Below are 17160 nucleotides of genomic sequence, written 5' to 3' on the forward strand. Positions count from 1 at the left end.
AGTGCGTGGCCCATGACCGACGTGCTGATCGGCCCGCGCCGCAGCGCGGCCTGCGAGACTGGGCGGGCCGCAGGAGGGCGGGGGCCACCGCCGAATGGGGCACGGACGCACCACCACGCGGCAACGGAGGCCGCCCGAGGATGGACCGCCGGGCCCGCGAGCCCACCCGCAGACCACGCGCACCGCACGCGCGCCCCGCCGCGATCACGGCGGGGCTGCGACGCGTGCCGCATTCGCCGCCCGCCGCGATCACGGCGGGGCTGCGACGCGTGCCGCATTCGCCGCCCGTCGCGATCTCGGCCGGCCTGGTCGTCCTCGCGGCCGTCATCGTCGTCCTCACGCTGGTCCTGCGCAGCGGCGGCGAGCACCCGGCCGTGGCCCAGGCGAGCGTGCCGAGCTCGACGATCATCACCGTCGCCTGGGTGGGCGACACGATGCTCGGCCACGACGGCGCGCTGCCGCCGCAGGGCGGCCGCGAGCTGTTCGCCCCGATGCGCCCGTGGCTGCGCTCGGCCGACCTGATGCTCGGCAACCTCGAAGGCGTCCTGGCGACCACCGGAGGCTCGAAGTGCGCGGGCTCGAAGAGCGGCAACTGCTTCGCCTTCCGCGCCCCGCCGTCCAGCGCGGCCGCGCTGCGCTGGGCGGGCTTCGACGCGATGAACCTGGCCAACAACCATGCGATGGACTACGGCGCCGGCGGCCTGGAGGAGACGGCGGTCGCGCTGCGCGACAACGGGATCGCGTCGACCGGGCGGCCGGGGGAGATCACCCTCATGCGCGTCCGCGGCACGCGGATCGCGCTCATCGGGCTGGCGCCGTATCCGTGGGCGCAGAGCTCGCTGGACCTGGCCGGCGCCGCCGCGCTCGTGCGGACCGCCCGCACCCGCGCCGACGTCGTCATTGCGATGATCCACGCGGGCGCCGAAGGCAGCGGGCAGACGCACACGCCGGCGGGCCGCGAGGTGGCGTTCGGCGAGGACCGCGGCGACACGCGCGCGCTGGCGCACACGCTCGTCGATGCGGGCGCCGCCCTCGTGCTCGGCTCGGGGCCCCATGTCGTCCGCGGGCTCGAGCGGCGCAACGGCCGGCTGATCGCCTACTCGCTCGGCAACTTCGCGGGCTGGCACAACTTCGCCGGAGGGCCGGTGCTCGACCAGACCGGCGTGCTGCGCCTGCGGATCACGCCCGACGGCCGCGTGCAGGGCGGCCGCTGGGTCTCGGCGCAGATGACACCGCCGGGGATCCCGCAGCGGCAGCGGTCGAACATCAGCGCGCAGCTCGCGCGCAGCGTGTCGCTCACGGACTTCGGCGCGACGGCGTGGCCGATGACGGGCCGGGGCCGGCTCGGCGCGTGGAACGCCGCCGAGGCGGGCGCGCGTTCAGGAACCAGTCAGGTCGGGCGGTAAGGAAGATCCGGGGCGCGGCGTCCTTCTGGAGCGACAGTCTCTCCAACCCGGAAGGAGCCCGTCGTGAAGACTCGGCTCGCATCGGCCGCCGCCGCGGCCGCCATCATCGGTTCGCTGGCCCTCGTTCCCGCCTCCGCGCTCGCCCAGCCCGCGCATGCGGCGGCGAACCGGGCCGCGCTGAAGCTGCACACGAACAAGCTCGGGACGTTCCTCGTCGACGGCAAGGGCATGAGCCTGTATCTGTTCGAGAAGGACAAGGGCGGCAAGAGCGCGTGCTTCGGCGCCTGCGCTCAGGCGTGGATGCCGTACCTGACCTCCGGCAAGGCCACGGCCGGCAAGGGTGTCGCCGCCGCGAAGATCGGCACGACGAAGCGCAAGGGCGGCGGGACGCAGGTCACGTACGCCGGCCACCCGCTCTACCACTACATCGGCGACAAGTCCGCCGGGCAGACCACGGGCGAAGGCTCGAAGGCGTTCGGCGCCGAGTGGTACCTCGTGTCGCCGGCCGGCAAGACGGTCGAGGGCCACTGACCGGGTAGACATGGGCGCATGACCGCGCTCTGGCTCGTCGACGGCATGAACGTGATCGGGTCGCGCCCCGACGGATGGTGGCGCGACCGGCGCGGCGCGCAGGGGCGCCTGGCCCGGGAGCTGGCGGGCTGGGCGCAGCGGGACGGCGCGCGCGTCGAGGTGATCTTCGACGGCGCGCCGCACGCGATCTCCGGCGCCGGCGGTGTGGGAGTCGCTTTCGCCTCGCGGCGGGGGCGCAACGCCGCCGACGACGACATCGCCGCGCGCGTCGAGGCGGCGGACGAGCCGGGCGCGATCCGGGTCGTCACGTCCGATCGCGAGCTGGCCGCGCGGGTGCGCGCGGCGGGCGGCGACGTGGTCGGGCCGAGCGAGCTGCGGGCGCGGATGGACGCGGGCTAGGGGCGCATGCCGCGCGCCTTCGGCCCGTCGCCGCGCTCGTGCTCGAGCAGCTCGTAGGCGCGGGCCGCCCAGTCGCACAGCAGCGGTCGGGTGTCGCGCGGGTCGATGATCTCCTCGACGGCAAAGCGCTCGGCGGTGCGGAACGGCGAGCGCACGGCGTTCAGCCGGCCCTCGATCTCGGCGCGCAGCGCGGCCGGGTCGACGGCCGCTTCGAGCTCGCGCCGGTACGCGGCCTCCAGGCCGCCGGCGATGGGCAGCGACCCCCAGTCGCCGGACGGCCACGCGTAGCGCAGGTTCAGCCGGGAGTGGTCGCCGTGACCCGCGCCCGCGACGCCGTAGACCTTGCGCACGAGCACCGACACCCACGGGACCGTGGCCTGGAACGAGGCGACGAGCGCGCGCGTCCCGCGGCGGATCGTCCCCGCGCGCTCCGACGCCGTGCCGATGAGGAACCCGGGCTGGTCGACCAGGTTGACGACCGGCAGGCGGAACGTGTCGCACAGGTCGACGAACCGGGTGAGCTTGTCCGACGCGTCGGCGGTCAGGCCGCCCGCGTAGTGGTTGGGGTCGCTCGCCAGCACGCCCACCGGTCGCCCGTCGAGCCGCGCCAGCATCGTGATCAGCGAGCGGCCGTATCGGGGGCCGGTCTCGAACGTCGAGCCGACGTCGAGCACCGCCTCGAGGACCCGGCGCATCTGGTACGGCCGGCGTGCGTCGCGCGGGACGATGCTCAGCAGCTCCTCCTCGCGGCGGTCCGCGGGATCGGCCGCGACGGCCGTCGGCGGCGGCTCCCAGACGTTGTCGGGCAGGTAGCTCAGGAACCGCCGCAGCTGGGCGAGCGCGTCGTCCTCGTCGGCCGCCTCGTTGTCGACCGCGCCGGCCTGCGTCTGCGTGCGGGCGCCGCCGAGCTCCTGCTTGTCGGGTGTCTCGCCCATCGCCGCCGCCACGACCGGCGGGCCGGCGACGAACAGCTGCGCGGTGTCGCGCACGATGACGCTGAAGTGGCTGGCGACGACGCGCGCCGCGCCGAGGCCGGCGCACGGGCCCAGGGCGGCGGACACCACCGGCACGCGGCTGAGGTTCGCCCCCATCAGCTCGAAGCCGGGCACCCACGGCACGTACGTGAAGCCCATCGTCTCCAGCGACTTCACGCTGCCGCCGCCGCCCGTTCCGTCGACGAGCCGGACGAGCGGCTGGCGCAGGTCGTGCGCGGCGCGCTCGGCCCAGACCATCTTCTGATGGATCGCGGCGTCGGCGGCACCGCCGCGCACCGTGAAGTCGTCGCCCTGCACCACCACCCGGCGGCCGGCGATCCGACCCCGGCCGATCACCATGTTCGCCGGCACGAAGTCCTCAAGCTCGCCGTCGTCGCCGTAGCGGCCGGCGCCCGCCAGCTCGCCGGTCTCGTGGAACGTTCCGTCGTCGAGCAGGCGCGCGATGCGCTCGCGCACGGTCAGGCGGCCGGAGGCGTGCTGGCGCGCGACGCGCTCCTCGCCGCCCATGCGGTGCGCGAGCTCGCGGCGGCGGCGCAGTTCGCCGAGCTCAGGCTCCCAGGTCATCCCCAGAACAGGTTGAAGAGGCCGAACACGCGGGCGGGATCGTAGGCGGGCGGCGGTCCCAGGCGCATGCGGGTCGCGGCGTTGATCGGTTGGAAGCCCCAGGCGCGCAGCGCGCGCACCGCGCCCGCGTTCGCATCCGGCAGGCTCACCGTCAGCGGCGCGCCCGGCACGCGCCGCAGGACCGACAGCAGCGCGACCCCCGCCTCGCGGTCGGTGGCGACGACGCTCGGCCCCAGCCCCCACGGCGAGCGCAGGGCGCTGCCGCAGACGCTGCCCGCGCGCTCGACGACGAGCCCCGTCAGCGTGCCGTTCATCGCGGCGAACACGGGCCCGCGGTCCTCGCCGGTGGCGGCGGCGTCGAGCGCGCGGACCGTCGGCAGGTCGCCGTGCTCGATCGCGCGGACGCCGTCGCCGCGGGCGCGGGTGCGGGGCGGAGACAGGTCGCGCCAGGCCTGCGCGACGCCATCGGGGGCGAAGCCGACGCGCTCGTAGACCGGGCGCCCGGCAGCGGTCGCATAGAGCAGGACGGTCTGCGCGCCGCGCGCGCGCAGGTGCGTCACACAGCCCTCGGTGAGCGCGGTTCCGGCGCCGCGGCGGCGGGCGTGGGCGGCGACGCCGAGCGCGCCGATCCATCCGGTCGCGCCGAACGACGCGACGGCCGCGCCGCCGACGATCTCGTCACCCGACCTCGCGACGAGCACCTCGCCGCACGCATCGCGCAGCGGGAACTCGAGCAGCCGCGCCACGTTCGCGCCCAGGCCGGCGGCGCGCAGGACGGTCACCGTGGGGTCGATCTCACCGGCGCGGACGGGGTGGACCTCGAAGCTCATTCGGCCCGCGAGGTTACCCCGCCCGTCGCGGCGCGCTCGCGCTCTTGCCGCCCGGGCGGCCGCGGGGGATCATCGGGCGATGCGGCTCGCCCTGGCGTGTGCGATCTGCGCCTCGCTGGCGATGGGGGCGTGCGGGGGCGGCGGTGGCTCCGGGACCTCCGCGACCTCGTCGGCGCGCACCCCCACGACGCCGGCGACCCCTGCGCCGCTGACGACCCCCGCGCCGCCGCCGGGATCCCCGAAGGCCCGGCCCGCGCCCGCCGCGGACACGCGCGTGATCCGCGCGTGGGTCGACACCCTGCGCCGCGGCGACATCGCCGGCGCCGCGCGGCTGTTCGCGCTGCCCGCACTCGTCCAGTACGCGCCCGGCGACCGGCCGCTGCGGCTCACGCTGCGGCGCCACGCGCGAACGTTCAACCGGCTGCTGCCCTGTGGGGCGGAGTTGCTGCGCACGGAGCGCCGCGGCCGCTACACGGTCGGGATCTTCCGGCTGGTCGAGCGCCGCGGGGCGAACTGTGACGGCCCGGGCGCGGTCGTCGAGACGGCGTTCGTCATCCGCGGCGGGCTGATCGCCGAATGGCGGCGGTTGCCCGACCCCGATCAGGCCGGCGAGGCGCCCGTCGTCTGAGCTTCGCGCTCCGCGCGGAGCGCCCTAGGCGTAGGGATCGACGCGCGGGTCGCGCACCGTCGTCCGCCGGTCGCGGGCCGTCGCGATGAGGAACAGCGAGATGAGCAGTCCGATCACGCCGACGATCATGAGGATCACGCCGACCGTCGCCAGTTCGATGCCCGAGACCGACGCGGTGACCGCGAACTTCAGGATCGCGCCGACCGCGATGAGAAAGATGGAGGTTCCAATGCCCATGGATGACCTCTACCCGACTAGCATCAGGTCGATGCAGACGGCGACGGACGTGTACGCGATTCCTCGGGAGTTGTTGGATTTTCGTGACTCGATCCGGCAGATCGTGGTGGAGCGGATTGCGCCGCGGGCGGCGGAGATCGATGCGTCGGGGGAGTATCCGTGGGATGTGCGGCGGTTGTTGGCCGAGCAGGATGTGTTGGGGTTGCCGTTTGCCGAGGAGTACGGGGGCACGGGGACGGGGACGTTGATGTTGCAGATGGCGGTCGAGGAGATCGCCAAGGCGTGTGCGTCGAGCGCGCTGATCCTGATGATCCAGGAGCTGGGGACGCTGCCGATCGCGCTCTATGGCTCCGATGAGCTCAAGGCGCGCGTGCTGCCGAAGTGCGCGTCGGGGGAGTGGTCGCCGGCGTTTGCGCTGTCGGAGCCCGAGGCGGGGTCCGATCCGGGGGCGATGCGCACGACCGCGGTGCGCGATGGCGACGAGTGGGTCATCAACGGCGCCAAGAACTGGATCACCAACTCGGGCATCGCCGACTTCTACGTCGTGTTCGCGGTCACCGATCGTGAGCGCCGGCGGATCACGGCGTTCGTGGTTGAGCAGGATCGGCCCGGGCTGTCGATCGGCAAGCTCGAGCACAAGCTGGGGATCAAGGGCTCGCCGACCGGCTCACCGGTGTTCGACGATGTGCGGGTGCCGCACGAGAACGTGATCGGCGAGGTCGGCCGGGGGTTGGGCGTGGCGTTGGGGACGTTGCAGCGCACGCGGTTGGGGGCGGCGGCGCAGGCGGTCGGGATCGCGCAGGGCGCGACCGACTACGCCAACGCGTACGCGGCCGAGCGGATCGCGTTCGGGGCGCCGATCAACGAGCTGCAGGCGATCCAGTTCAAGCTGGCCGACATGGAGACCGGGACCGCCGCCGCGCGCGAGCTGCTCTACAAGGCGTGCACGCTGGCCGACCGCGCAGACCCGCAGGCCGCGAAGTACAGCTCGATGGCCAAGCTGTTCGCGTCCGACAACGCGATGAAGGTCACCGTCGAGGCCGTCCAGGTCCTCGGCGGCTACGGCTACGTGACCGAGTACCCGGTCGAGCGCATGATGCGCGACGCCAAGATCACCCAGATCTACGAAGGAACCAACGAGATCCAGCGGGTCGTCATCGCCCGCGCCATGCGCTGAACCCGGAGACCATGCCCAACGGCCGCCGCATCGCCTTCGCCGCTCTCGTCGCCGCCAGCGTCGGACTCGCCGTGGTGGCGCTGGCCCAGGGGATGAGCCCGTCGCTGCCGATCCGCCTGCTCGAGGCGGCCGGCATCGCGGTCGTGGCGATCGCCGTGCTCGGGGGCGTCGTGACGTTCGTCATGGGGCGCCTGGCCGACTGGCAGAACCCGCAGTCGGAGGCCGAGTTCGAGCAGGTCGTCCGCCGCTCCGAGCGGCTCGCCCGCGAGGGCCTGGCCGTCGAGCCCGACGAGGTCGACTTCCTCGCCCTCGACCCGCTCGACGACGCGGACTTCGAGGAGCTCGTGCGCGACGCCCTCGACGACCTGCCCGACCTGCTGCGCAACGCGCTCGAGCACGTCGCGGTGGTCATCTCCGACGGCGGCCGGCGCGCCGGCGCCTACGGGCTCTACCACGGCGACGGCGCGCACCGCGACGACTTCCCCGACCGGATCGTCATCTACCGCGACACGCTGCGCCGCGACTTCGGGCACGACCCCGAGATGCTGCGCGACCAAGTGGTGCGCACCGTGCGCCATGAGCTCGCGCACCACGTCGGCTTCGACGAGATGGGCGTCCAGGGGCTCGGCCTCTGACCCGGCCGAGGAGCGCGTCCGTCCCGGCGGCTTCCTGGAGCCTCAGCGCCTGCTCCGCCGGCGCACGCCGAGCACCGTCGCTTGGGCGCGCGCCGGCAGCCGGCGCATGACGGCGCGCGCGACGCGCCGTGCGAACCCCACGCTCGGCTGCGCGATCGCCGTGTCGTAGGGCACGAGCTTGACCTTGCGCGGGTTGAACGGCAGCTCGGGCAGGCCGGGCTCGGGGCGCGTGCGCAGGCCGAGGTCCGGGAAGCGGTCGATCCGCCTGCGCACGTCCATCCCGCTCATGAGCAGCGCGCCTTTGCGCAGCGGACGCGCGGGCAGCGGCTGGTCGACGTCGTAGCCGTAGAAGGTCGCGATGCGCGACAGCTGCGTGCGGACGATCTCGCGCGTCGGCTCGTCGATGGTCTTCGTCCAGCGCGTGATGCGCGAGACGTCCACCGGCTCGTCCACCCGCGTGCGGCCCTCGACCTGGACCTGGGTCGCGCGGCTTGCCTGAACCGCGTGGTGCTCGAGCACGCTGTCGGACCACGGCTCGCCGAGCCACTGCAGCAGCTCGCGCATCACCGGCTCGGGCTGCCGAACGAGGTCCTCGTAGCGCAGGAAGACGAAACGCCGCGGCCGGCGCGCCGCCTGGCGGGCCAGCTCGTGGTTGTTGCGCAGGTACTGGTTCGCGGTCCAGTTCGCGCTGCCCCACTTCGGGTTCTGGGCGAAGCGCCGGACGTTGGACGCCACGCTCGCGCCCGGGTGGCGCACGATCGCCACGAAGACGGCATCCGGGAACAGCCGCGCGATGTGGTCGACGTGCCACGTGTGCAGCGGCGTCTTCTCGCCCCAGCGCGCCTTGCCGTGCTCCGTGGCGTAGCGGGTGAAGATCGTGTCGTAGAAGTCGCGGCAGAGCGCGTCGAACTCGTCGCGGCTCCAGCCCATTCGCGTGGCCCAGTTGGCGCCGCTGAACTTCAGCGGGATGTAGCGCTGGGCGTTGTAGGCGCGCATGAACCCGGTCTCGTGCGGGATCGCGATGCGCTCGTGGCTGTCGAGCATGAGTCGCAGCAGCGTGGTGCCCGAGCCCATCGCGCCGAGGATGAAGATCGGCCCGTGGAACGGGGCGGGCGCGGGCCCGCCGGCGGATGGCGAAGCGTCGGCGCCCTGCACGAGGAGGCAGAAGCAATATCACCTCGCTCACGGCGCTTGAACTCCGGTTTGCCCACCGATCAAGTCGACAAAGGGCGCAGCTCCTCGGTCTCCGACAGCACGAACCGGCGCAGCGTGCCGTCGGGCTCGACGAGGTATGCGCCCTGACGGCGCAGCGGCGGCGAGTAGACGTGGATCGTCACGGCCGGCGGCCCGCCGGCGTGCCGGACGCGGTGGATGTCGTCGGGGCCGAAGCCGAAGGTGTCGCCCGGGCCGGCGACCCGCTCGGACGGCGTGCCGTTGAGGCGCAGCCGCTCCTCGACGACGTGTCCCTGGACGACGGCCACGGCACCCGACGGGACGTCGTGGTCGTGGAAGCCGGTGTCGTGGTCGTCCATCCAGCAGATGACCCAGGCGGTGACCTCGTCGTCGTCGCGCAGCAGCTCGAACGTCCGCTGCTCGGGGTCGTGGTGGACGTGGGCGCGCCAGACGCCGGGCTCGGCGGCGAGCTCGCGGGCGAGGGCGAGGGGATCGATCATGCGTGGGAGGGGACGGGCGCGAGCAGTCGCGCGGGGTTGGCTCCGGTCAGGGCCTGCCAGGCCTCGGGGCCGAGCGGTCCCGGCGCGGGCGCCGGGTCGAGGACCGGGCGATCCGAGCCGTGGACGAGCTGGCCGAGGCCGACGACCTGCGTCATGGCCGACATGGCCGTGAGGCCGTACGACGACGTCTCGTAGAAGACGAGCGGGTCGGCGGTCGCGGACGCCGGGCCGCCGCGGGCGGCGATCCGCTCGACATGCAGGGGCGCGAGACCGGCCAGCGCGCCGAACACGACGCGCAGCCGCGGGTGGGCGGACCGTCCGGCGTGGCCGAAGCTCAGCCAGGCGGCCTGCTGGACGGCGACGTAGTCGGCCAGCGCCGGCCACCACGCCGGCGCGCGGGGTGGGGCGGTCGCGGGGCCGGGGTGCACGAAGAGGGGCGCGCCGGCGTCCTCGAGCGCCGCCAGCAGCGGCCCGAGCCGTTCGACCGCCGCCGGCGTGGCGAGCGCCGCCGCCGGGACGCACAACCCCGCGCAGCCGTCGAGCCGGGAGGAGGCCTGCGCGGCCGCGTCCTCGGGGTCGGTCAGCGCCACCGCCGCCCAGGTGCCGAGCTCGTCCGGCAGCTCGGCCCCCATCGCCGCGTGGGCGTCGAGGAGCCGCTCGGCCTCGGCCGGCGGAAGCCATTCGACGCCGAGCGCGGACGAGAGGGCCACGAGCGCCTGGTCGAGCCCGTCGAGGTGGACGAGCGCCGCGCGTGCCACGGGCTGCTCGGGTTCGATCCGGCTGGGCGGCTCGCCGTCGAGCTCCAGCCGCCACGCACCGCCCTCGCGACGCAGGCGCGGCGGGGTGGCGCGAGCGGAGAGCACGCCGAGCAGGGGGTCGGTCCACAGGTGCTGATGTACGTCCACGCGCCGCATGGCCGTAAACTACACAAACTCTGTAGCATTTAGGCAGATTACCGTCCGGCAGGGTCCGGACGCCGGCGCGGCGGGCCCCCGCGGCGCTCAGTCCTCGCCCTCGTAGTAGCCGACCGCGTCGGACTTGCGCACCATCACGTCGTCGTCGCGGTTGCCGGTCCAGACTCCCACCTTGCCGCTGTCGGGATACACCGTCGCGGTGGGGTGCGTGATCTCGGACCAGAGCAGGACGCGCACGCTCTCCTCGGAGTCGTTGCGGATCTGGTGGGCGCCCTCCGGCCCGCGCGGGAAGCACACGACGTCCAGCGGCTCGAGCTCGTCGGCGCCGTCCGGGTGGCGGACGGTGGGCCGCCCGCTGAGCACGAGCAGCCACTCCTCCTCGCCGTACTCGTAGTGGTACGGGCAGAGCGCCTGGCCGGGAGGCAGCTCGTAGAGGCTCGCGCCCAGCCGCGCCGCGCCCAGCAGCGGTCCCATCCGGAACATCCCGGCGCGGTAGCCGTCGGGGTCCTGGTCGTCGTAGGCGAACTCGGGGGCGGAGAGGTTCACGCGGCGCATGGCGGCAGCGTACGCGTGGGTGCGAGGGCGCGGATCGCCGCCATCACCGTGCAGTGGAAGAGGGCCGGCGGCGGCCGCACCGGGCGAACGGACGTGAGACAGCGGGGCTGACTGGAGGAGGGCCCAACTGGGTGTTCCGTTCGCCCGGTGCCGCCGCCGCCGGCCGGGCCGCGCGATCAGGCGGCGACCGCGGCCCGCAGCCACGCGGCGGGCTCGAACGCCGGCTGCGTGCCGGGCCGGCGCCGCAGCTGTCGCGCGCGGGCGTCGAGCAGCGCGAGCGCGTCGGCCGACCGCCGGAAGGGGTCGGCGATCGCGCCCTCGGCCGTCACCGACAGGGCCGCCCACAGCTCGTCGCCGACCTGGGCGACGAGGAGGACGCCCTCGGGCAGCGCCTGCGAGTCGAGCACGGCGAGGCGGGCGAGCGCCGGGGCGTCGTCCTCCGTCGCGTAGCGGATCGTCACGTCGGGGGGAAAGGGGGTGGGGGTGTTGTGTGACATTGGTTGACTCCTGTACTGCGGTGACGAGTAGGATGGCGGGCAGGAGGAGGGTCCGCAATGTCCTACAAGCTTGATTTGAGTGACATCGACCGAGGGGCGCAGGCCTCGCTCACGGCGCAGATCGCCGAGCGCCTGCAGCACGCGATCGACACCGGCGCGCTCGCTCCGGGTGAGAAGCTGCCCACGACGCGGGCGCTCGCCGAGCAGGCCGGCATCAACCACCTGACGGCCGTGCGCGTGTACCGGCGTCTGGCCGAGCAGGGCTACGTGACGGCCAGCGTGGGGCGCGGGACGTTCGTGCGCGCGGTCCCGCCCGCGCTCGACCGCGATCCCATCGACTGGCAGACCGCCGTCCTGCCGGAGCTGCGGCCCTCGTACTCGCACGAGACGTTCGCCGCGACGTACCTCATCCCGTCTGACCCCGACATCGTCTCCCTGGCCGCGGGGGCGCCCGACTCCGTGATCTACCCGGCAGCCGCACTGGGCCGGATCGCCGGCGAGGTGCTCGACGAGGTCGGGGGCGACGCGCTCGGCTATCTCGACCCCGACGGCCTCTACGAACTGCGCGAGGAGATCGCCAAGCGCGGCCGCCGGCTCGGCTTCGCGCAGACCGCCGAGGAGATCATGGTCACCTCGGGCGCGCGGCAGGCCATCGACCTCGTCTGCCGCGGGGTCGTCGCGCCGGGAGACGTCGTCGTGTGCGAGTCGCCGACGTTCATCGGCATCCTGAGCTCGCTGCAGGTCACCGGCGCGCGGGTGATCGGCGTGCCGGTCGACGAGAACGGCATGGACGTCGACGCGCTCGAGCGCATCCTCGCCCGCCACGAGGTCAAGCTGGTGGCCGTCCAGCCGGGCTGCCAGAACCCGACGGGGCAGGACCTGTCGGCGGCGCGCTCGCAGCGGCTCGTCGAGCTCGCGCGGGAGCGCTCGTTCTTCATTCTCGAGGACGGCGTCTACGCGACGGTGCGTTTCGACGGCGACGACCATCCGCGCCTGCGCCACTTCGCGCCCGACCACGTCATCTACGTCGACTCGCTGTCGAAGACGATCGGCGGCGGCCTGCGGCTCGGGTGGGTGGCGGCCAGCGGGCCGGTGCGCCAGCGCGTGAGCTGGCTCAAGCTCCACAACGACACGCACACCTCGAGCCTGGTCCAGTACATCGCGCACCGCTGGCTGCGCAGCGGCGACCACGAGGACCTCCTGCACGACTCCAACCCGATGTACGCGCTCCGCTGCGACGCGCTGCGCGCAAGCCTGGAGCGCTACCTCGGCGACGAGGTCACGGTGCGCCGGCCCGTCGGCGGCCACCACCTGTGGGTCACGTTCCGGCGGCCGATCGACGAGCGCGCGCTGCTCAGCGAGGCCATCCGCTGCGGCGTCACGTTCGTCCCGGGCGGGGCGATGCTCGCGGAGCCGCCGACGGCCACGTCGATGCGGCTCTCGTTCGCGCGCCTGGAACCGGAGGAGCTCGACGAGGGCGTGCGCCGGCTGGCGAAGGCGGTGCTGGCCGTCCGCCACCGGGCCTCGCGTCCCGGGCGCGTGCAGTTCTCGTGAGCGACGTCGCCGCGGCCGGGCTCGCCGCCGCGGTGCTGTCGGGCGCGCCGTCGACCGCCTGGGCCCTCGCGCGCGGCGGCGACCCGCTCGACGCCGGCCGCGCCGCCGGCGCGATGGTGGTCGGCGAGCGGGCGGGCGCCGCGGTCCAGTTCGCCGCCGCGATCCCCGTGCACCTGGCGCTGTCGCTCGGCTGGACCGCGGTGCTGGCGCGCGTGCTGCCGGCGCGCCGGACCGCCGCATGGGGCGCCGCGGCGGGGCTGGCGATCGCGGTGCTCGACCTCGGCGTGATCGGCCGCCGCTTCCCGGCGATCCGCCGGCTGCCCGCCGGCCCGCAGCTCGCCGACCACGTCGCGTTCGGCGCCGTGGCCGGCGCCGTGCTGGCGCGCCGAGCGTCGAGTTCCTCAGCCTGGCGCTGAGGAAGTCGACGCTCGATGCCGAGCGCGCGGGGGCGAGTGACCGGCTAGTGCCAGTGGTCCATGTGGCCCCGGATGTCGGCCGTCACGCTCGAGCCGTCGTAGTACTGCTCGTAGAACGCGGTGTCGACGTGGTGGATCACCGCGCCGAAGTTGCACTGCAGCGGGTTGTAGTAGACCGGCGACTGCCCGTAGTGCTCGACGCAGTAGTCGACGTACGCGGTGACCGCCTCGACCGCCCAGTCGCTGATCTGCACGACGTCGGAGTTGACGATGCTCTTGACGATGTCGGCGCTCCATGGGCCCTTCTTCTGGAGCATCCAGTTGTCCTCGCCCTTGGACATCGTGCGCCCGAAGCCGTACTTCTCCTCCATCATCGCGTCGACGACGGCCTTGCCGTCCTTGTAGCGCGGCGACGGCACGTACGTGCCCTCCTTGACGCCCTCCACCCCGAAGGTCTTCAGCGCGCCGCTGGCCGCCGGCGCTTTCTCGTTGAGCGGCTCGTGCCGGAACTTCAGGCCCTTGGCGACGTCCGGGAACGCGCCCATGAGCACGTCGTCGAAGAAGCCGCAGAAGATCCAGTTTCCGAGGCCCATCGACTCGGCGGCGAGGCGCATGTTCTGCACCATCGAGCCGGGCGCGTAGGTCTCGACCTGGAAGATGAACTGCTCGATCTGGCTGATGGTGATCGGGAACTCGAGCTTGCCCTCGCCGACCCACTGCGCGGTGCCGCAGGGCTCGCCCGTCCTGTCGTCGGTGACGTAGATGTGCCACGCGTCGAAGATGTTCAGCAGGACGCTGAAGTACAGCCAGCCGTGGTCGGTGATCGGGATGAACCAGGTGGTCCCGGGGCGGTTGACGTTGTACTGGTACGGGCCGAACAGCGAGGCGTTCGGCGCGCCGGGCGCGCGCGTGGCCCAGTCGATGTCGGGCCGGCCGTCGAGGACCTTCGTCATCCCCTCGCGGTACCAGTCGACGACCTTGTGGTAGTCCTCGGGCCCCTGGATCTCGACCAGGCGGTCGCGGTGGTCGCCCGGGTTGTAGATGAACGTGCCCTCGTCCTTGATGACCAGCAGGTCGGTGGCGAAGGAGTTGCCGGCCGCGGCGGCGGTGCGCCCCGCGATGCCGACGAGCTCGTGGAAGCCGCCGGACGTTGCGATGTCCCAGTGCGCCATGCCGTTGGGCCCGCAGGCCGACCAGGCGATGATCGCCTCCTCGGTCTCGGTCAGCGGCACGACCGGGTGCTGCGAGGAGAACGCGAGCGGCCCCTTGGGCTGGTGCAGCGTGCGGCCGGCGGCGGAGACCTCCTCCTCGCCGCTCTCGATCTGGTAGCCCATCGCCACGCGGCGGCTGCGCAGCGTGGCGAGCAGCGAGCCGACCGAGCGGCCGTCCTCGAAGAAGGCCTTGAGCTGGCGCTGGGCGACGTCGTCCGGGGCAATCGTCATGGAGCTCTCCTCCGCCGTGGTGGACTCGGGCGAGCGTCCCACCCGCAGATCGCGCCGTGCAACCGCGCCCGGCCCGCGGCGTTGTGGGGTTCACAGCGGGTGGCGCAGCGCCGCGCGGGCGCGCTCGGGCGGCCAGACGACGCGCCGCGCGCCGTCCTGCCACTGCACCGTGAGGACCCGGTGGCCGGTCTGGACGCCGCTGCTCGGATCGAGCCGGAAGCGCGCGAACAGCGTCGTGCAGTCCAGCGACCGGGCGGCGGCGAGGAGGGCGGCGTCGCTGCGCTCCCCGGCGTCGCGCACGCAGCGCCCGGCGACGACGCCGGCGGCGAACGCCTGCGCGGCCGGGTAGGGCGGCTCGGCGCCGGCCCGCTCGCGGTAGGCGGCGACGAAGCGGCCGGCCGGCGGGCCCTCGTCGGGCTCGGGCGCGGCCTCGGCCAGCCACTGCGCCGGGCCGAGCAGCCCCTCGCGCAGGGGACCCAGCTCCGCGAGCACCTCGTCGACGCCGGCGCCGACGAACCCGGCCGCTCGCCACGGGCCCGGGAGCAGCCGGCGGGCGGCGTCGCGCTCGTCCGCGAATGCGCCCGCGACGAGCAGCAGGTCGCCCGCGGGCGGCGCGGCGGGCAGCGCCGTCGTCGAGACCGCCAGCCCCGCTCGCCGTCCCGCCGCCGCCGCGCCCGCCGCGACCGTGTCGGCGAACCCCGTCCGCGCGTGGGCGACCCGCAGCGTGCGCACGCCGGGGTCGGCCGCATGCACGACCTCCACCGCGCCCTCGAAGTACGTCTCCGCCGGCGCAAGGACGTCGATGAGGTTGGGCGCCGGTCCGACCCGTGCGCCGCCGTGGTTGAACACGAGCCGCGACGTCGCCGCCACCACCGCCCGCGCCGGGCCGCTCCCGTACGGGCCGAACAGGATGTCGGGCCGCTCGCGTTCGGCGGCCGCCGCCGCCGCGGCCGCATCGGGGTGCGCGTCATGGACGGTCAGCCGCGCGCCCGACCACCCCGCCCACAGCTCGAGCGCGACGGCACCCGCCCGTCCGTACTCGGCGAGCGGGCCGGACAGGGGCGTGACGAGCGCGGCGCGCGTCAGCGCAGCCCCACGTCCCACGCGCCGTCGTAGAAGACCTCGTCCAGCGGAGGCTTCGGCGCCCGGGTCGCACCGCCCTCGTCGGCCGGATACCCGAGCGCGAGCACGCCGGCGGGCGCGATCCGCACGCCCTTCGGCAGGTCGAGCGCGGCCGACAGCGAGGCCGGATTGCAGCCCGACAGCGCGGTGCCGAGCCCGGCATCGATCCCGGCCAGCAGCACGCCGCCGACCGCCATCATCGCCTCGCCGATCAGGACGGGCAGCATCACGTCGGGGTCCGGCGCGGTGGACATCCGGTCGAGCAGCGTGCCGGCCCGGTCGGCCTCGACGAGCCCCAGGTCGAGGAGGCGCTGCAGGTTGCCGCCGTAGTGCTCCACCCACCAGCGTGGGTTCACCGTCCACACGACGAGCACCGCCGCCTCGGCCAGGTACTCCTGGCGCATGACCGACTCGAAGATGGCGTCCCAGCGCGGATGCGTCTCGCGCGGCCGGCGCAGCACGACGCCGCGCCAGGCGTACGTGTTGCCGCCGTGCGGCATCGCCAGACCGGCGGCGAGCACGCGGCGCAGCACGTCGTCGGGGATGTTCCGGTCGGCGAAGCGGCGCACGGTGCGGCGCTCGGTCAGGACGTCGGTCAGCTCCATGGGGCCTCCGCTGGGACGGTCAGCAGGGTGTCGAGCAGCGGCTGGGCCGGCGCCCCGCGGTGCAGGAGCGTCGGGACGGCGACCGCGTCGAGCCCGAGCTCGCGCACGGCGGGCAGTTCGGCGTCGTCGGCCGTGTCGAGGACGAAGCGGTCGCAGAGGTGGCGGTACACGCCGGCGACGCCGGTGGCGGTCGGCGCGACCCCGGCGCAGCCCAGCAGCGCCGCCCGCGCCTCGGCGCGGCCGCGGTCGCCCGGATCCTCGAGCGGGACGCCGGAGACGATGGGCGAGACCGCGACGACCGGCGCGCGGGCGGCGCAGATCGCGTCGCGGACGCCCGGCACCGCCAGCACCGGCGCGATGCTCGCGGGCGGGCTGCTGGGGGCGAGCACGATGAGGTCGGCGCCGGCGATCGCGTCGAGAACGCCGGGCGCCGGCCTGGCGGCGTCCGCGCCGTCGTAGACCACGGCCCGGACCGGCGGCCGGACCTGCTCGCGCACGAGGAACTCCTCGTAGTGCAGCCGCCTCCCGTCGGCGGTCTCGATCGTCGTGACGACCTCCTGCTCGGTCGCCGGCAGCACGCGCGCCGCCACGCCCATCGCCGCGGCCAGGCGCGCCGTCACCTCCGCCAGGCCGGCGCCGTCGCGCAGCAGCTCCGTGCGCAGCAGGTGCGTGGCGAGGTCGCGGTCGCCGAGGTTGAACCAGACCTCCTCGCCGAGCGCTCGCAGCTCCTCCATGCAGCGGAACGTCTCGTCGCGCAGCCCCCACCCGCGCTCCACGTCCTGGCGGTCCGACAGCGCATAGAGCGTCGTGTCGAGGTCCGGGCAGATCCGCAGCCCGCGGTGCCAGATGTCGTCGCCCGTGTTGACGACGAGCGTGAGCCGTGACGGGTCGGTCGCCGCCGCCAGGACCCGCCACAGCCGCGACGCCCCGATGCCGCCGCCGATGCCGACGATCGCCGTCACGGAGCAAGCATATGGCGC

20 protein-coding genes are annotated in these 17160 nt (G+C 74.2%); 8 read left to right on the forward strand and 12 right to left on the reverse strand.

Annotation, left to right across the window (positions count from 1 at the left end):
• Positions 1–224 precede the first annotated feature (224 nt).
• From DSM104329_RS06320 to DSM104329_RS06330, 3 genes are all read left to right on the forward strand, one after another.
• Positions 225–1406, forward strand: coding sequence for a CapA family protein (locus DSM104329_RS06320; protein WP_259314552.1), 1182 nt, complete (start codon positions 225–227; stop codon positions 1404–1406).
• Between the two features lie 63 nt (positions 1407–1469).
• Positions 1470–1937: a COG4315 family predicted lipoprotein gene (locus DSM104329_RS06325; RefSeq protein WP_259314553.1), complete on the forward strand. Its 468-nt coding sequence runs from the start codon at positions 1470–1472 to the stop codon at positions 1935–1937.
• 18 nt (positions 1938–1955) lie between these two features.
• Positions 1956–2336: an NYN domain-containing protein gene (locus tag DSM104329_RS06330; RefSeq protein ID WP_259314554.1), complete on the forward strand. Its 381-nt coding sequence runs from the start codon at positions 1956–1958 to the stop codon at positions 2334–2336.
• Here DSM104329_RS06330 and DSM104329_RS06335 read toward each other — a convergent pair.
• Positions 2333–3895, reverse strand: coding sequence for an acyl-CoA carboxylase subunit beta (locus tag DSM104329_RS06335; protein WP_259314555.1), 1563 nt, complete (start codon positions 3893–3895; stop codon positions 2333–2335). The two genes, DSM104329_RS06330 and DSM104329_RS06335, sit on opposite strands and share 4 nt — an antisense overlap.
• Positions 3892–4725, reverse strand: a complete 834-nt coding sequence (locus DSM104329_RS06340) for a GNAT family N-acetyltransferase (protein ID WP_259314556.1) — start codon at positions 4723–4725, stop codon at positions 3892–3894. Before DSM104329_RS06340 ends, DSM104329_RS06335 begins: the two co-directional genes overlap by 4 nt.
• 79 nt (positions 4726–4804) lie before the next feature.
• Here DSM104329_RS06340 and DSM104329_RS06345 point away from each other — a divergent pair, with 79 nt between their 5' ends.
• Complete coding sequence (locus DSM104329_RS06345) at positions 4805–5353, forward strand: hypothetical protein (RefSeq protein ID WP_259314557.1); 549 nt, start codon at positions 4805–4807, stop codon at positions 5351–5353.
• A gap of 24 nt (positions 5354–5377) precedes the next feature.
• Here DSM104329_RS06345 and DSM104329_RS06350 read toward each other — a convergent pair whose 3' ends face one another.
• Positions 5378–5590 (reverse strand): DUF6458 family protein, encoded by a 213-nt coding sequence (locus DSM104329_RS06350; protein WP_259314558.1) that lies wholly within the window; start codon positions 5588–5590, stop codon positions 5378–5380.
• Between the two features lie 31 nt (positions 5591–5621).
• On the opposite strand from DSM104329_RS06350, the gene DSM104329_RS06355 reads away from it, so the two are divergent.
• Both DSM104329_RS06355 and DSM104329_RS06360 read left to right on the forward strand, forming a co-directional pair.
• Complete coding sequence (locus DSM104329_RS06355) at positions 5622–6767, forward strand: acyl-CoA dehydrogenase family protein (protein ID WP_259314559.1); 1146 nt, start codon at positions 5622–5624, stop codon at positions 6765–6767.
• 11 nt (positions 6768–6778) lie between these two features.
• The gene (locus DSM104329_RS06360) at positions 6779–7402 is read left to right on the forward strand and encodes a metallopeptidase family protein (RefSeq protein WP_259314560.1); all 624 of its coding nucleotides are present in this window, start codon (positions 6779–6781) and stop codon (positions 7400–7402) included.
• A 42-nt stretch (positions 7403–7444) separates the two neighbouring features.
• Here the strand turns inward: DSM104329_RS06360 and DSM104329_RS06365 are convergent, their stop codons facing one another.
• From DSM104329_RS06365 to DSM104329_RS06385, 5 genes are all read right to left on the reverse strand, one after another.
• Positions 7445–8557, reverse strand: a complete 1113-nt coding sequence (locus DSM104329_RS06365) for a sulfotransferase family protein (protein ID WP_259314561.1) — start codon at positions 8555–8557, stop codon at positions 7445–7447.
• Positions 8558–8616: 59 nt separating this feature from the next.
• Positions 8617–9075 (reverse strand): cysteine dioxygenase, encoded by a 459-nt coding sequence (locus DSM104329_RS06370; RefSeq protein ID WP_259314562.1) that lies wholly within the window; start codon positions 9073–9075, stop codon positions 8617–8619.
• Positions 9072–9989: an amidohydrolase family protein gene (locus DSM104329_RS06375; RefSeq protein ID WP_407655868.1), complete on the reverse strand. Its 918-nt coding sequence runs from the start codon at positions 9987–9989 to the stop codon at positions 9072–9074. The genes DSM104329_RS06370 and DSM104329_RS06375 overlap by 4 nt, the downstream gene beginning before the upstream one ends.
• An 87-nt stretch (positions 9990–10076) precedes the next feature.
• Positions 10077–10544: a cupin domain-containing protein gene (locus tag DSM104329_RS06380; protein WP_259314564.1), complete on the reverse strand. Its 468-nt coding sequence runs from the start codon at positions 10542–10544 to the stop codon at positions 10077–10079.
• A 176-nt stretch (positions 10545–10720) separates the two neighbouring features.
• Positions 10721–11041: a GNAT family N-acetyltransferase gene (locus DSM104329_RS06385; RefSeq protein WP_259314565.1), complete on the reverse strand. Its 321-nt coding sequence runs from the start codon at positions 11039–11041 to the stop codon at positions 10721–10723.
• Positions 11042–11098: 57 nt separating this feature from the next.
• Between DSM104329_RS06385 and DSM104329_RS06390 the strand changes: the two genes are divergently transcribed.
• The gene (locus DSM104329_RS06390; protein ID WP_259314566.1) at positions 11099–12595 is read left to right on the forward strand and encodes an aminotransferase-like domain-containing protein; all 1497 of its coding nucleotides are present in this window, start codon (positions 11099–11101) and stop codon (positions 12593–12595) included.
• Complete coding sequence (locus DSM104329_RS06395) at positions 12592–13011, forward strand: hypothetical protein (protein ID WP_259314567.1); 420 nt, start codon at positions 12592–12594, stop codon at positions 13009–13011. The genes DSM104329_RS06390 and DSM104329_RS06395 overlap by 4 nt, the downstream gene beginning before the upstream one ends.
• Positions 13012–13055: 44 nt before the next feature.
• On the opposite strand, the gene DSM104329_RS06400 is transcribed toward DSM104329_RS06395, so the two are convergent.
• The 4 genes from DSM104329_RS06400 to cofD form a co-directional block, all read right to left on the reverse strand.
• A complete protein-coding gene (locus tag DSM104329_RS06400; RefSeq protein WP_259314568.1) occupies positions 13056–14453 on the reverse strand; it encodes a hypothetical protein in 1398 nt (465 codons plus the stop codon).
• 90 nt (positions 14454–14543) lie between these two features.
• Complete coding sequence (locus DSM104329_RS06405; RefSeq protein ID WP_259314569.1) at positions 14544–15557, reverse strand: ABC transporter substrate-binding protein; 1014 nt, start codon at positions 15555–15557, stop codon at positions 14544–14546.
• Positions 15536–16180 (reverse strand): nitroreductase family protein, encoded by a 645-nt coding sequence (locus DSM104329_RS06410; protein WP_259314570.1) that lies wholly within the window; start codon positions 16178–16180, stop codon positions 15536–15538. Before DSM104329_RS06410 ends, DSM104329_RS06405 begins: the two co-directional genes overlap by 22 nt.
• Entirely contained in the window at positions 16171–17142 is a 972-nt protein-coding gene (gene cofD / locus DSM104329_RS06415; protein WP_259314571.1) for a 2-phospho-L-lactate transferase, read from the reverse strand. The genes DSM104329_RS06410 and cofD overlap by 10 nt, the downstream gene beginning before the upstream one ends.
• Positions 17143–17160 lie beyond the last annotated feature (18 nt).

Source organism: Capillimicrobium parvum (assembly GCF_021172045.1).
In the GTDB taxonomy this organism is placed as follows: Bacteria; Actinomycetota; Thermoleophilia; order Solirubrobacterales; family Solirubrobacteraceae; genus Capillimicrobium; species Capillimicrobium parvum.

Coding starts and splice junctions, on each gene's coding strand:
- DSM104329_RS06385 (WP_259314565.1), bottom strand. CDS start 11,041: ATGTCACACAACACCCCCACCCCCTTTCCCCCCGACGTGACGATCCGC.
- DSM104329_RS06400 (WP_259314568.1), bottom strand. CDS start 14,453: ATGACGATTGCCCCGGACGACGTCGCCCAGCGCCAGCTCAAGGCCTTC.
- DSM104329_RS06370 (WP_259314562.1), bottom strand. CDS start 9,075: ATGATCGATCCCCTCGCCCTCGCCCGCGAGCTCGCCGCCGAGCCCGGC.
- DSM104329_RS06345 (WP_259314557.1), top strand. CDS start 4,805: ATGCGGCTCGCCCTGGCGTGTGCGATCTGCGCCTCGCTGGCGATGGGG.
- DSM104329_RS06350 (WP_259314558.1), bottom strand. CDS start 5,590: ATGGGCATTGGAACCTCCATCTTTCTCATCGCGGTCGGCGCGATCCTG.
- DSM104329_RS06340 (WP_259314556.1), bottom strand. CDS start 4,725: ATGAGCTTCGAGGTCCACCCCGTCCGCGCCGGTGAGATCGACCCCACG.
- DSM104329_RS06410 (WP_259314570.1), bottom strand. CDS start 16,180: ATGGAGCTGACCGACGTCCTGACCGAGCGCCGCACCGTGCGCCGCTTC.
- DSM104329_RS06335 (WP_259314555.1), bottom strand. CDS start 3,895: ATGACCTGGGAGCCTGAGCTCGGCGAACTGCGCCGCCGCCGCGAGCTC.
- DSM104329_RS06330 (WP_259314554.1), top strand. CDS start 1,956: ATGACCGCGCTCTGGCTCGTCGACGGCATGAACGTGATCGGGTCGCGC.
- DSM104329_RS06390 (WP_259314566.1), top strand. CDS start 11,099: ATGTCCTACAAGCTTGATTTGAGTGACATCGACCGAGGGGCGCAGGCC.
- DSM104329_RS06360 (WP_259314560.1), top strand. CDS start 6,779: ATGCCCAACGGCCGCCGCATCGCCTTCGCCGCTCTCGTCGCCGCCAGC.
- DSM104329_RS06380 (WP_259314564.1), bottom strand. CDS start 10,544: ATGCGCCGCGTGAACCTCTCCGCCCCCGAGTTCGCCTACGACGACCAG.
- DSM104329_RS06355 (WP_259314559.1), top strand. CDS start 5,622: ATGCAGACGGCGACGGACGTGTACGCGATTCCTCGGGAGTTGTTGGAT.
- DSM104329_RS06375 (WP_407655868.1), bottom strand. CDS start 9,989: ATGCGGCGCGTGGACGTACATCAGCACCTGTGGACCGACCCCCTGCTC.